The 12533-nt window shown below is 53.4% G+C and carries 15 protein-coding genes; 7 read left to right on the top strand and 8 right to left on the bottom strand.

The window, feature by feature from the left end:
* Positions 1-53: 53 nt before the first annotated feature.
* Positions 54-434, bottom strand: a complete 381-nt coding sequence (locus ACQUTD_RS14580) for a winged helix-turn-helix transcriptional regulator (protein ID WP_318363021.1) — start codon at positions 432-434, stop codon at positions 54-56.
* Positions 435-533: 99 nt separating this feature from the next.
* On the opposite strand from ACQUTD_RS14580, the gene ACQUTD_RS14575 reads away from it, so the two are divergent.
* Positions 534-1265, top strand: coding sequence for an SDR family NAD(P)-dependent oxidoreductase (locus ACQUTD_RS14575; protein ID WP_318372862.1), 732 nt, complete (start codon positions 534-536; stop codon positions 1263-1265).
* A gap of 120 nt (positions 1266-1385) precedes the next feature.
* On the opposite strand, the gene ACQUTD_RS14570 is transcribed toward ACQUTD_RS14575, so the two are convergent.
* On the bottom strand, positions 1386-2285 hold the full coding sequence (locus tag ACQUTD_RS14570) for a LysR substrate-binding domain-containing protein (protein WP_473275609.1): 900 nt from the start codon (positions 2283-2285) through the stop codon (positions 1386-1388).
* Between the two features lie 165 nt (positions 2286-2450).
* Between ACQUTD_RS14570 and ACQUTD_RS14565 the strand changes: the two genes are divergently transcribed.
* Genes ACQUTD_RS14565 through ACQUTD_RS14555 form a run of 3 tightly spaced genes read left to right on the top strand, consistent with a single transcriptional unit; the run spans position 2451 to position 4162 of the window.
* The gene (locus tag ACQUTD_RS14565; RefSeq protein WP_473275611.1) at positions 2451-2972 is read left to right on the top strand and encodes a sugar ABC transporter; all 522 of its coding nucleotides are present in this window, start codon (positions 2451-2453) and stop codon (positions 2970-2972) included.
* Between the two features lie 16 nt (positions 2973-2988).
* Positions 2989-3315, top strand: coding sequence for a hypothetical protein (locus ACQUTD_RS14560; protein ID WP_473275613.1), 327 nt, complete (start codon positions 2989-2991; stop codon positions 3313-3315).
* Between the two features lie 13 nt (positions 3316-3328).
* The gene (locus tag ACQUTD_RS14555) at positions 3329-4162 is read left to right on the top strand and encodes an MBL fold metallo-hydrolase (RefSeq protein ID WP_473275615.1); all 834 of its coding nucleotides are present in this window, start codon (positions 3329-3331) and stop codon (positions 4160-4162) included.
* A 123-nt stretch (positions 4163-4285) separates the two neighbouring features.
* Here ACQUTD_RS14555 and ACQUTD_RS14550 read toward each other — a convergent pair whose 3' ends face one another.
* The gene (locus ACQUTD_RS14550) at positions 4286-5056 is read right to left on the bottom strand and encodes an SDR family NAD(P)-dependent oxidoreductase (RefSeq protein WP_473275619.1); all 771 of its coding nucleotides are present in this window, start codon (positions 5054-5056) and stop codon (positions 4286-4288) included.
* Between the two features lie 94 nt (positions 5057-5150).
* Here ACQUTD_RS14550 and ACQUTD_RS14545 point away from each other — a divergent pair, with 94 nt between their 5' ends.
* The gene (locus tag ACQUTD_RS14545) at positions 5151-6059 is read left to right on the top strand and encodes a cupin domain-containing protein (protein WP_473275621.1); all 909 of its coding nucleotides are present in this window, start codon (positions 5151-5153) and stop codon (positions 6057-6059) included.
* A gap of 29 nt (positions 6060-6088) precedes the next feature.
* On the opposite strand, the gene ACQUTD_RS14540 is transcribed toward ACQUTD_RS14545, so the two are convergent.
* From ACQUTD_RS14540 to ACQUTD_RS14530, 3 genes are all read right to left on the bottom strand, one after another.
* Positions 6089-6571 (bottom strand): glutathione peroxidase, encoded by a 483-nt coding sequence (locus ACQUTD_RS14540; protein WP_473275624.1) that lies wholly within the window; start codon positions 6569-6571, stop codon positions 6089-6091.
* 133 nt (positions 6572-6704) lie between these two features.
* On the bottom strand, positions 6705-7361 hold the full coding sequence (locus ACQUTD_RS14535) for a hypothetical protein (protein ID WP_473275625.1): 657 nt from the start codon (positions 7359-7361) through the stop codon (positions 6705-6707).
* Positions 7362-7572: 211 nt separating this feature from the next.
* Complete coding sequence (locus ACQUTD_RS14530; protein ID WP_473275627.1) at positions 7573-8034, bottom strand: hypothetical protein; 462 nt, start codon at positions 8032-8034, stop codon at positions 7573-7575.
* A 423-nt stretch (positions 8035-8457) separates the two neighbouring features.
* Here ACQUTD_RS14530 and ACQUTD_RS14525 point away from each other — a divergent pair, with 423 nt between their 5' ends.
* Positions 8458-9072: a TetR family transcriptional regulator gene (locus ACQUTD_RS14525; protein ID WP_473275629.1), complete on the top strand. Its 615-nt coding sequence runs from the start codon at positions 8458-8460 to the stop codon at positions 9070-9072.
* Between the two features lie 39 nt (positions 9073-9111).
* Here the strand turns inward: ACQUTD_RS14525 and ydfG are convergent, their stop codons facing one another.
* A complete protein-coding gene (gene ydfG, locus ACQUTD_RS14520; RefSeq protein ID WP_473275631.1) occupies positions 9112-9858 on the bottom strand; it encodes a bifunctional NADP-dependent 3-hydroxy acid dehydrogenase/3-hydroxypropionate dehydrogenase YdfG in 747 nt (248 codons plus the stop codon).
* A 159-nt stretch (positions 9859-10017) separates the two neighbouring features.
* On the opposite strand from ydfG, the gene dcp reads away from it, so the two are divergent.
* The gene (gene dcp, locus ACQUTD_RS14515) at positions 10018-12063 is read left to right on the top strand and encodes a peptidyl-dipeptidase Dcp (protein WP_473275634.1); all 2046 of its coding nucleotides are present in this window, start codon (positions 10018-10020) and stop codon (positions 12061-12063) included.
* A 56-nt stretch (positions 12064-12119) separates the two neighbouring features.
* Here dcp and ymcF read toward each other — a convergent pair whose 3' ends face one another.
* Entirely contained in the window at positions 12120-12293 is a 174-nt protein-coding gene (ymcF, locus tag ACQUTD_RS14510; RefSeq protein ID WP_473385686.1) for a cold shock small protein YmcF, read from the bottom strand.
* Positions 12294-12533: the final 240 nt, after the last annotated feature.

Genomic DNA, 12533 nt, shown 5'->3' with positions numbered 1-12533 from the left:
CACGCTTGTCATGCAGCTGTGTGCTGACAGACGCCCATTAGTATATGAAAAATTCAGCAAATCTCTTCCGTATGCCGGGCATCATATTCCTGCTGAGCCCGTACCACTTCCGGCCCGTGTTTCAGCGCCCAGTCGTACAGCGCACTGAAGGGTTCCTGTAACGTTTTTGCCAGTGGAGTAAGACTGTATTCCACGCTCACCGGCGACGTGGGCAGCACTTTCCGGTGCACCAGTCCATTGCGCTCCAGCCGCTTCAGGGCGTCAGACAACGCCTTATGAGTAATGCCGTCCAGCCGGCGGCGAAGTTCATTAAAGCGTGCAGGCTCACTGCACAGCACGGTAAGAATTAAAATCGACCATTTATTGGTGATGTTCTCCAGCACAGGCCGGGTTTTTCCAACTTCTTTCAGGTTATGACCGTCAATCTGACACATGGCGATATACTCCGCGATACCTGGTATAAACAAAGTGCGTAATTGTTATTAAGTATAAAAATTATATCATCTGTTTTCCACCTCAAAAGGAGTAAGCAGATGCAACAATTAGAGAACAAAGTGGCCCTGATCCTGGGCGGCGCAAAAGGCATTGGTCTTGCCATCAGTCAGCGATTTGCCCGTGAAGGGGCAACCACCTGGTTCACCTCGCGCCGGAGTGAGGAGTTAGACATCGCCGTTACTGGCATAGAAGGCGACGCCAGGCCGCTGCGTGCTGATGTCAGCGAACTTAGCGAACTGACACGGATCGCCGACCTGATAAATGCGGAGTCCGGCCGGATAGATGTGCTGGTCATCAACGCCGGTATGGCGGAACACGCGACCATTGATGACGTCACTCCGGCGCACTTTGATACTATTTTCGGTCTCAATGTGCGTTCCCCGTTATTTGCCCTTCAGGCCGCGCTTCCCCTGCTGAAAGAGGGGGCGAGTGTCGTGTTGATTGGTTCGATTGCCGATGTCATCGGCACCAAAGGCTATGGCGTCTACGGCGCCAGCAAAGCGGCATTACGCTCTTTCGCCCGCACCTGGACAAATGAGCTCGCCGCCAGGGGGATCCGCATCAATGTGGTCGCCCCGGGGCCGGTGGATACGGAAATGATGCAGGCCGCCTCCGAAGAGCTGCGCAATGGAATAATCAGCGCCATTCCGTTATCCAGAATGGCGAGGCCTGACGAAGTGGCCAGCGCGGCATTATTCCTGGCGAGTGATGAAAGCAGTTATATCGCAGGCGCCGAAATTTGTGTGGATGGCGGGCTGACGCAGGTTTGATGAAATCCGGGTCCGGCTGGTTGTAAAATGGTAAACACGTTCCGCTTCTGGTTCGGCGCTGCCACGCAAAATAGGGTGGCAGCGTTGAGCGAGAGGCGGACATAGGGTGATCGTTTTGCATCAGGCACTACTTGTGAGTGGATTAATTTCAGCCAACAGCCAGCTTTCAAAACGCTCCAGCGCCGCCTCATTTATTCCCGTTTCCGTTGTTTTGACTAAACAGAATCTTTTGCTCAGACTATTTGATGCAGGCCATGGAGAAACAAGCATGCCGCTACGCAATTCATTCTCGATATACATCCGCGGAATCAAAGCAACGCCCTGTCGTGCCATCACGGCAGCGATGGCCATTTCATGCAGATCATATCGCACACCGTGAGCCGGATTATCGAGGCGTATTCCGCTTTCGACGGCATAGTGATGCCATGCATCAGGATTCTGTCGACGATGGATCCTCGGCAGTTCATTTAACAGTTGATTGACATTATTTTTTGTTATCAGTGCAGGATGGCATACCGGCAGCAGATTTTCCTGAAACAGAAATTGCATACGCATTCCTGCCCATGCGGAATGTTCAAAATGAATAACCGCGTCAAATCCACTTCCAGGCAAAATAAACGGATCCGTTCTGGCCGCAATATTTAACGTTATATCCGGAGATACAGCGTTGAAACTGTTCAGGCGCGGAATAAGCCAGCGACAGGAAAAGGTGGGCAGGACGGCAATGTCCAGACTCTGACTACCTTCAGGCATTCCCATTATGTACTGCGTATCCCGTTCGAGTCGATCGAGCGTTTCCCGCACGTGATGCGCATAGCGCGTACCGACGGGGTTAAGCTTTACACGACTGCCCATACGGTCAAACAACTTACCATTCAGTAACGCTTCAAGACGTGCAATCTGACGGCTAATCGCCCCTTCCGTCAACGACAACTCTTCTGCAGCACGGGCAAAACTGCCGTGCCTTGCAGCGGCATCAAAAGCCTGCAGGGACGCACTACTGGGTATTTTTCTGCGCATAACATCGTTTCCTTTTTCAGGCCCAGTATTCTGCCTTCATTGACTAAATGTCACTAATCCGTGACGTTTTATCGATTTTACGGGGCTGAACCATCTTGTAGCATGATGAAAAATCATTAAGCAAATGAATCTGCTTACGCCTGTGGCTCATATGGAGATAAACAGATGTTCTATACCGTGGAATGTTCATATAACGATCCTGACAGCGAGGCAGAATGGAATGCCTTTTATAGTCAGCAAAAATTACCCGCGTTGATATCTGTTGCTGGCTTCACGACGTCGCAACGCTTTCGTGCTATCAATTCCGGCTGCCCTGTTTACCTTGCCATTCATACCATTAAAGATGCGGATATTCTCAACAGTGATAATTACCGTTTAAAAGGAGGCGGCAATTTCTCTCGATGGCAGGTCTGTATTACTGACTGGCACCGCAACCTGTACGAAGGAAAGGGCATTATCCCGGCCGTATCTGCCGGTGAAATTCTGCTATTGAGCGCAACGCCATCAGGCGTTTTAGATAAAGAGTTGGGATATCGTGGGCTGGAAATGCATGCGGTAGGGCTGGATAAAACTCCTGAACATCGCGTTGCGTATGTTCTGCCGGTTGGCATTGCCTCGTTATTTACTGAAATCCCAGGCATGTACCTCTATGAACCTTTGACCATGCAATTGCAGGATCCGGAATAAGGGACGCTAAAACATCATGCCCAATCTGACTTTTTATATTGCTGAAAATCAGGCTGACGTGTTGCAACGTGCTGGTGATTTTACGCATAAATGCCGCGCCCTTTGCTGTGACATCCTGCGCGCAGAGCCTCAAAACGTGCATATCATTTTTGTTGCCGTAAAGCCTGGATGCGGACAACCGGTCTATGCCCAGCTCTTTTATCGCCTGACAACATTACGAACCCAGGACGTGATGGAGAACTTTATGGGTGAACTGGACGCTGCCATTCAACAGGCCTCTGGTCTGACGCCCCGTATTCGTTGTTTTGGCTCCCCAGCAGAACAGATATTTGCACGCAACTGATCCCGAGGTAAAAATGAACCAACCCTTTCCGAGCCGTGAGACTGGAGATTTTCAAATTACGGCGCTAAGCGACGGCATTATGTCAGCCAGTCTGGATTTGCTCTCAGGCATAGAAAAAGCGGAGGCAGACCTTATTCAACGCAATGCGGGTATCAATGAGCCCGGCGATATTCATATAAACTGTTACCTAATCCGTGGTCGGGGACGCATCATTTTGGTTGACGCTGGCGCCGGGATGCCTGGCAATATGCAACTCACAGCAAACCTCGCCGCAGCAGGTGTCAGCCCTGACGACATTGATACCGTGTTGCTGACACATTGCCATCCGGATCATATTGGCGGCCTGCTGGATCCTGAAAAAAAGCCGGTTTTTAAACATGCCGAAATTATGCTTCATCCTCTCGAAGCACAGCACTGGCTGGATGATAAGAAACTCGAAATAGCGAATGAGCGCGGGCAACGTAATATCCGGCTGGTCCGCCAGACATTAGGCGCTTATGCCCATAACGTGCATTTTTTTAACGGGGATAAAATTGCAGGAAGTATTCTGCCCGTTTGGCTACCAGGCCATACACCGGGACATACAGGTTTTCGCATCGATACGGATGATAAATGCTTATTAATATGGGGAGACATTGTCCATTATCCGTATATTCAATCAGCACAACCGGCTGTTTCTATTTTATTCGACACTGATCCCATCCAGGCAGAGCAAACAAGGAAGATGATTCTTGAAAAGGCTGTCAGCGAAAAACTGCTCATTGCTGGTATGCATTTAGGTCAGGCAGGGTTTGCACACGTTCTCAGGGAGGGTAATGGATACCGCATTTCCTGTACTGACAAATGAAGGGATGTATATGTTCGGAGGGTTATTGATTCCCTCAATACAACGTTATTATTGTCTGCGGCTCAGAAACTGAGAGAGGAAGACCCTCTCTCTTTTCCCGTATCACGCCTTTGCCCGCCGCAATCACTCGCAAAAAGGGGAACGCTGCTGCGCCGCGGAGAGAAGCTGCATCGCATCTTCACCGGCCGCGGTGTAGAGCGGAGCGTTTTGATTTTCAGCCACGGCATAAATAGCGTTCGCCACATCTTCCGCGTGCGTCACTGGCGCGTGGGGATCGCCCGCCCGCTGGATAAATTCATTCACCAGGCTTCCATAGACCGCATCGTCCCGCCCGCCAGAGTAGGCCCGCGCATTTTCGCCAAACTTCGTTTCCGGCGAGCGCCCCGGTAATACAACGTGAACGCGGATCCCAAAAGGCTTCACTTCGACGGCTAATGACTCGCTCCAGGCATTCAGCGCCGCTTTACTGGCGCGATAAACCCCAATCAGCGGCATCGCTTTGGTGGTCACGGACGAAGACACGTTGATGATCGTCCCTGATTTTTTCTCTCTCATCAACGGCAGAAACGCCTGCGTTAATGCCAGCGTGCCCAGCACATTGATGTTCATTAATTGCTGCGCGGTGGAGAGGGACGTCAGTTCAACGGGAACCGCCGCGCCAAGACCGGCATTATTGACCAGCACGTCAATCGCGCCCGCCTGTTTCACTACCCCGGTAATACTTTCCGCAGAGGTGATGTCCAGTGGCAATATCCGCAGCCGGTCGCTGGCAGGAAAAAGCGTCGTATCCAGCGTTCTCATGGTGGCAATCACGTGCCAGCCTTTGGCTAAAAACAGCTGTGCTGTTGCCAGCCCAAAACCTGAAGAGCATCCGGTAATCAGTGCAGTCGACATGGTAAATCCTCGCTGTTGGTCAGAGAAGCCATGATAGTCGTAGCCATCCGGACAATATATAATCAGAAATCCACTTTTCTTGAGAGAGCGTCCAGTGTCAGATCCGTTAACCGATATTGTTGCTTTACTCAACCCCAGGCCCACCCATACCAAACTCGTCGAGGGGGCAGGGAAGTGGCGTATTGTCCGGGAGTCTGCCGGAGAGGCGTTTTACTGCGCCGTGTTGCAGGGGGAATGCCTGATGAGTATTAACGGTAAAGCGCCGACATTGCTTGTTGCCGGTGATTTCGTGCTGATCCCTGCAACTTATACCTTTGAGAACACCAGTGCGGGAACGTCTCCTCCTGAAGACATTACGCTGCCGACCCTGCTCGGGGACGGGCACGTGAGGATCGGTTCAGCAACCGGGGAGGCGGAATTTCTTATGAATGTCGGGCACTGTGAATTCGATACGCCGGACAAACAGCTTATCGTCGCGTTACTTCCCGGTGAGATCTTGATTAAAGGGCAGCGTCGTTTTGTCACCCTGTTTGAACTCCTGCTGGATGAGAGCCGCACCCGGCGGCCGGGGCGGGACGCGGTAATGACGCATCTTTTGCAACTGATACTGGTTGAGTCGTTGCGTAGCGATCCAGCACTGTCCGGTACCGCAGGTATTCTGAAAGGGTTACAACACGAAAAAATCGCCACCGCGCTGCATCTCATCCATACCAGTCCCGGCGCGGACTGGCAAATCGCGCAGCTGGCCCGGGAGTGCGCGATGTCCCGATCCTCTTTTTTCGCCGTATTCAGCGAGACCGTCGGCATGTCTCCCGGTCAGTACCTGCTGTTCTGGCGAATGTCGTTAGCCAGGAAAGCGCTGATGGGCGGCAAGGATAAAATAGAACAGATTGCCCTGCGCACAGGATACCAGTCTGCCAGCGCCTTCCACGTCGCCTTCACCCGCTACACCGGCCTGCCGCCGGGGGAATTCCGACGCCAGCATGTGGCTAATGCGTCCTGAAGCGCGCTGAACGTGACCCGTTCAAATGCTCACAGCTTAAGTGCGGCGACGATGGCGGCTTCCATTTTCTGCGGCGTGGTGAAGGGGGCGAAACGCTTAAGCGGTTTGCCGTCGCGCCCGATCAGGAATTTAGTAAAGTTCCATTTAATGCGCTTACCCGGCAGGCCGGGCAGTGCGTCTTTCAGGTAGCGAAACAGCGGGTGCGCGGCGGCACCGTTGACTTCCACTTTCTCAAACATCGGGAAGCTCACGCCGTAGTTGATGTGGCAGGTCTGCGCGATGTCGTCGGCCCCGCCTGGCTCCTGTTTACCGAACTGGTTACACGGGAAACCCAGCACCACCAGCCCCTGCGCACCGTACTTTTTGTAGAGCTTTTCAAGGCCAGCGTACTGCGGCGTGAAACCACACTTACTGGCCGTGTTCACCACCAGCACCAGCTTTCCCGCATAGTCGGCCATTGGGATGGGTTCGCCGCGCAGGCTGGTGGCGGTGAGTTGGTAAAAGGTGGTCATGGTGGAAGCCTCGATGGAGAAGATGTTATGGGGTAGTGGGGTTACAGGATCAGTACTTTAGCACGTCGGCTTCTGGCAAAAGCGGGACTGACATGCTGGGCGATATTTGCGATTCGGGGACCGGAATTTACCGTTATTGCTCTAAATTTGTTAATTTTACCTTTAGTACCGTTATTTCTTGATCAATAACAAAAAATCCTTCATTGATAGCATCCCTAAGTTCTGCATCAATGTTTTTTATTCCTTGCGCATAATCTACCATTACAGCGATTTTTGCAGTGTGCAATCTTTCATACATGTTTTTATCTTTATTATTGTCTGCCATATCGAAAAGAATTTTTTCGTAATCTACAACAAGTTGGTTGTTTCCTTTAAAAGATTGTATTAGTGATCGGGCATATGTGTAAATATTAATTATTGAGTCTCTTGCTGCGTCATTCAATTTTGCAATAATCTTCGCGTTTTGCTCATAGAAAGTAAAATTATCATCTCCAACAGGAAATTTGATAAGCAGCATTTCCCCTGGGCTAATGCTATCAATATGATTTTGCATTCTTTTGTTATAGATATTCATTAATGTGAAAATTTCTCCCTTAATGCCTTTTAATACAGATAACTGCAATTCAAGAGAATCCTTTTCAGCCGCAGCACGAGTAATCTTAGCCTCGCGGTCAACGCCTTTAAGAGTAAACCAACCCCCAATTATCGCTCCAATTAAAGCGGTAATAAATGATGATAACCATTGAGGAATGCTATTTAAAAAATCACTTACCCCCATTAAAAAAGCCATTATGATTTATCTCTTTGTTAATATGTGGACATATTGATACTACTATACCTTAAAATTAACCAAAAAATAAAGTCAACTTTTAGGTCTGTTAGGCATATCTATTGGGAGTAAGTGAGCATGCCAATCATTTTAATTCAGCCAAGACACAATGTTTAATGTCTGCTCCTGTCACAAAGCGGACATGATCTCAGCTTAGCAGGGCGCGAAAACGTTACCCTGTCACGTCATCAATAACTCTCACGCCATCCTCTGTGCGGATCCAGCGCGGCGCATTAATTTCCTCCGCCAGATACGCCATCACATCCGCCAGCAGCCAGCGCAGCGGTTCTTCCTGTTGTGGCGGTACGCTGCGGCAAAGTAATACTTGCGCCAGCGCCGCGCAGTATTCGCCGAGGGTATCAGAATCGGAAGCAAACTGAGGTACGTGAGTGGGCAGGCTGTCCACAGTAAAACGGTCCTGCTGTTCCGGCGGGATCGGCTCGTTCAGCTGGGGTTTGAGCAGGGCAAACACGGCGGAAAAGCGTCCGCATAACGCCATTCGCAGCGCCGGATCGAGGCTTTCCGCCTGGGCTTCCGCAAGCTGGTGGCAGTGGTCGGCAAGGTCGGTGAAATCGCTGTCGGCATCAAACGGGATGGTGAGTAACGGGTGAGTCTGGTTGGGGATCGTAGCCATAAGGGCAGCCTCCTGTAACGGGTTTAAAACCCACCACCTGAGGTTCCAATCTCATGGTGATGGACTGAACGGGGTTGGAACTACCGGCGTTACAGGCAACCGGCGCACCTTTCGGTGCCCCCGTCCAGCCCACCATTGAGGTGTAGCTGAGCGCACGACATATAAAAGACGCTGACGCGTCGTATGTCGCCTGTAACATTTCGCAGGGTTCCAATCCCGGCACCTGATTTTGCAGGTGCGGGCGAAAGATACCGTTTTCAGCGGAAAACGGCAAGACGGCGGCGTGATGACAGCGGTGCGAATGAATAAAATGCGTACCGGCTCGCAGGACTGTCAGGACAGGCCCGGTCTGCTGCCGCCTGTGACGCTATTACCATCTGGTCACTCGTTGTTAACCCGGCCCCGCTGGGTTAAGCTTACCGGATGACGAAAAAAGAAAACGACCACGCCACGCGCGGCACGGCGGACCACAGCGTCCGCGATCAGGTGGTGGATGCCGCCACCGAACATTTCAGCCACTATGGTTATGAGAAAACCACGGTGTCCGATCTTGCCCGCGCCATCGGCTTTTCCAAAGCCTACATCTATAAATTCTTCGATTCCAAACAGGCCATCGGGGAAGTGATCTGCCGCAACCGGCTGGCGATGATCATGGAGATCGTCACTGCCGCCATTGCCGACGCGCCCACGGCGTCGGAAAAGTTCCGCCGTCTGTTCCGGGCGTTAACGGAAGCGGGCAGCGATCTCTTTTTCCATGACCGCAAACTTTACGACATCGCCGCCGTCGCCACGCGGGATCAGTGGGCATCCACCCGCGCCTACGAAGAACAGCTGAAGCAGTTGATTCAGGAAGTGTTGCTGGAAGGGCGTAAGTCAGGGGAGTTTGAGCGCAAAACGCCGCTGGATGAAACCGCGCAGGCGATCTATCTGGTGATGAAGCCGTATATCAGCCCGGTGCAGTTACAGTACAACCTGGAAAACGCGCCGACGGCGGCGGTACTGCTGTCATCGCTCATCCTGCGCAGTCTTGCGCCGTAGCGCCGTTAAACAGCCCCGGCCTGCGCCGGGGTCTTCATATCAGCCGCGGTGCACGCTCAGGCCTGCAAAGGTCTGACTTACCGGCATCATTTCCAGGGTGTTGATGTTGACGTGCTTCGGCAGCGTCGCCACCCACCAGACCGCTTCGGTAACGTCTTCCGGCGTCAGGGCGGTGGTGTTCTCGTAGGTTTTTCCGGCTTTGTCGTCGTCGCCTTTAAAACGCACGTTAGAGAATTCGGTGCCGCCCACCAGCCCCGGCTCGATATTGGTGACGCGCACGCCGGTGCCGTGCAGATCGGTACGCAGGTTCAGGCTGAACTGCTGCACAAAGGCTTTGGTCGCGCCGTAGACATTGCCGCCCGCGTACGGCCATCTGCCCGCCGTGGAGCCGATGTTGATCACGTGACCGCGATTGCGCGCCACCATGCCCGGCAGCACGGCGCGGGTCATGTACACCAGGCCTTTGTTATTGGTGTCGATCATGGTTTCCCAGTCCTCGACGCTCGCCTTGTGCGCCGGCTCCATGCCCAGCGCCAGACCGGCGTTATTCACCAGCACGTCGATGTCGCGCCATTCAGCCGGTAAATTCTCCATCGCCTGCTCGATGGCGGCGCGGTTGCGCACGTCCAGTTGCAGCGTCAGCACGTTGTCGCCCAGCTCGTCTTTCAGCGCCTGTAAGCGCTCCTGGCGGCGGCCGGTGGCGATCACTTTATGGCCGTTCTTCACAAAGCGACGTGTAATACCTTCACCAAAACCCGCAGTTGCCCCGGTTACTAAAATAATCATCTCTCTGTTCCTTAACGCTTTTTGTGTTGCCTTAGCATAGTTGCGCAGCGGCCCGGTGGCAACGCATACCGGGCGAGTTAATAGTGTGGCAAATAATCTGTTCCCGTGACGGGGGGATTTGGTACTGTAGAAACCGATCAACGGTTCAGGGGAGTAAACATGTCCGTCACCAATCCACTGTTTGAACAGAGCACGCTGCCGTATCAGGCTCCGCGTTTCGATGCGCTGCAGGACAGCCATTACCGGCCCGCCTTTGATGAGGGGATGCGCCAGAAACGCGCGGAAATAGCCGCTATTGCCGGTCAGAGCGACGCGCCGGACTTTGCCAATACCGTCCTGGCGCTGGAGCAGAGCGGGGAGTTGCTGTCGCGCGTCACCAGCATTTTCTTCGCCATGACCTCGGCGCATACCAACGACGATCTGCAATTGCTGGATGAAGCTTTCTCGGCGGAACTCGCCGGGCTGGCGAATGACATTTACCTTGATGACGCGCTCTTTGCGCGCGTGGACGCGGTGTACAACGCGCGGGACACCGCCGGGCTTGATGATGAATCCCGCCGCCTGCTGGAGGTTACGCATCAGCGCTTTATTCTCGCGGGCGCCAAACTGCCCGCCGCCGATAAGCAGACGCTGAAAGCACTTAACACCGAAGCTGCGCAGCTCACCAGCCGCTTTAATCAGCATCTGCTGGCCGCCGGAAAAGCCGCGGCGCTGGTGGTGGAGAGCGCCGGAGAACTCGACGGTCTGACAGAGGATGAAATCGCCCGGGCGCGGACGGCGGCGGAGGAGAGAGGCCTGCACGACCGCTGGCTGATCCCGCTGCTGAACACCACCCAGCAACCCGCTCTTGCGGCGCTGCGTAACCGCCAGACCCGTGAAAAACTCTTTACCGCAGGCTGGCTGCGTACCCAGCGCGGCGATGAAAACGACACCCGGCAGATCGTGCTGCGTTTAACGCAGATCCGCGCCCGCCAGGCGCAGCTGCTGGGCTTTGAGGATTACGCTTCCTGGAAGATCGCCGATCAGATGGCACAAACCCCGGCTGCCGCGCTGCGCTTTATGCGTGACATTGCACCTGCCGCACGCGCCCGTGCCGAAAAGGAACTGGCGGATATTCAGCAGGCGATCGACGGGCAGCAGGGCGGCTTTACCGCCCGCGCCTGGGACTGGGCCTTTTATGGCGAACAGGTGCGCCAGGCGAAATACGCCATCGATGAAAGCCAGATCAAACCCTACTTCGCGCTGGACAACGTGCTGGTGGACGGCGTGTTCTGGACGGCAAGCCAGCTGTTTGGTCTTACTTTTACCGAGCGGGCTGATATTCCGGTCTATCACCCTGATGTGCGGGTATGGGAAATTTTTGATGAGGACGGTACAGGGCTTGCGCTGTTTTACGGCGATTTCTTCGCCCGCGATTCGAAAAGCGGCGGCGCGTGGATGGGCAACTTTGTGGAGCAGTCGACCTTAAACGGCACCCGCCCGGTGATCTACAACGTCTGTAACTACCAGAAGCCTGCTGCCGGGCAGCCCGCGCTGATCTCGTGGGACGATGTGATCACCCTGTTCCATGAGTTCGGCCATACGCTGCACGGCCTGTTTGCCAGCCAGCGCTACGCCACGCTCTCCGGCACCAACACGCCGCGGGATTTTGTCGAATTCCCGTCGCAGATCAACGAGCACTGGGCCAGCCACCCGGAGGTGTTCGCCCGTTACGCCCGCCATTATCAGACCGGCGAGCCGATGCCGGAGGCGCTGCGCGAAAAAATGTTCAGCGCCACGCTGTTTAATAAAGGCTACGACATGACGGAGCTGTTAAGCGCCGCGCTGCTGGATATGAACTGGCACCGCATCCGCGCGGATGCCGACATCAACGACGTCGATGCTTTTGAAACTCAGGCCATTAAACAGGAAAACCTCGATCTGGACGCGGTGCCGCCGCGTTATCGCAGCAGCTATTTCGCGCATATTTTTGGCGGCGGCTATGCCGCTGGCTATTACGCCTATCTGTGGACGCAGATGCTGGCCGATGACGGCTATCAGTGGTTTGTAGAGCAGGGCGGATTACGCCCGGAAAACGGGCGACGCTTCCGGGCGGCGATCCTGTCGCGGGGGAACAGCAGTGATTTAGCGGCGCTCTATCGTGAATGGCGCGGACATGATCCGCTGCCGGAACCGATGCTCAAAAATCGCGGACTGAGTCAGTAGCGGCTGACGGTAATAAGAAGCCCTTGTTGAATAACAAGGGCATTGTCAGTATTTCATCAGCTCGCCATCTTACGCGCTTTGCGCTTTCGTGGTATGCAGGAGCTTGCGGTTAAACGTGTACCACAAGTTGAACAAATTGCGCCGTGTGGATGGAGTTTTTCCGGGTCGAAGGTCGTGAAAATAAAGCTATTTCCATGACATATTGGGCAAAGAAATTTGAGATTGTAAATAATCCCTCACGCCAGTCAGGTGGAAGACAAACGCTAACATAAATTCCTCATCCTGAAGGATATATCTTCATTTTTGTATAAAAAACAAGCGTGAATTTTTAAACAGATCTTCCTCGTTTACGCTTTGTTGAATCAGGTACTGTTAAGGTCTTATCGATCCGTGACCCGACAGCTAAATGGCGGGGGTGCGCATAAATAAAATAACGATCCTATCCATGCAAGCATTTCCGCCAGCGTAAC

The organism is Enterobacter sp. K510 (genome assembly GCF_055804875.1).
Note: the sequence above shows the minus strand (reverse complement) of the source record. Positions and strands in the feature narration are given on the sequence as shown.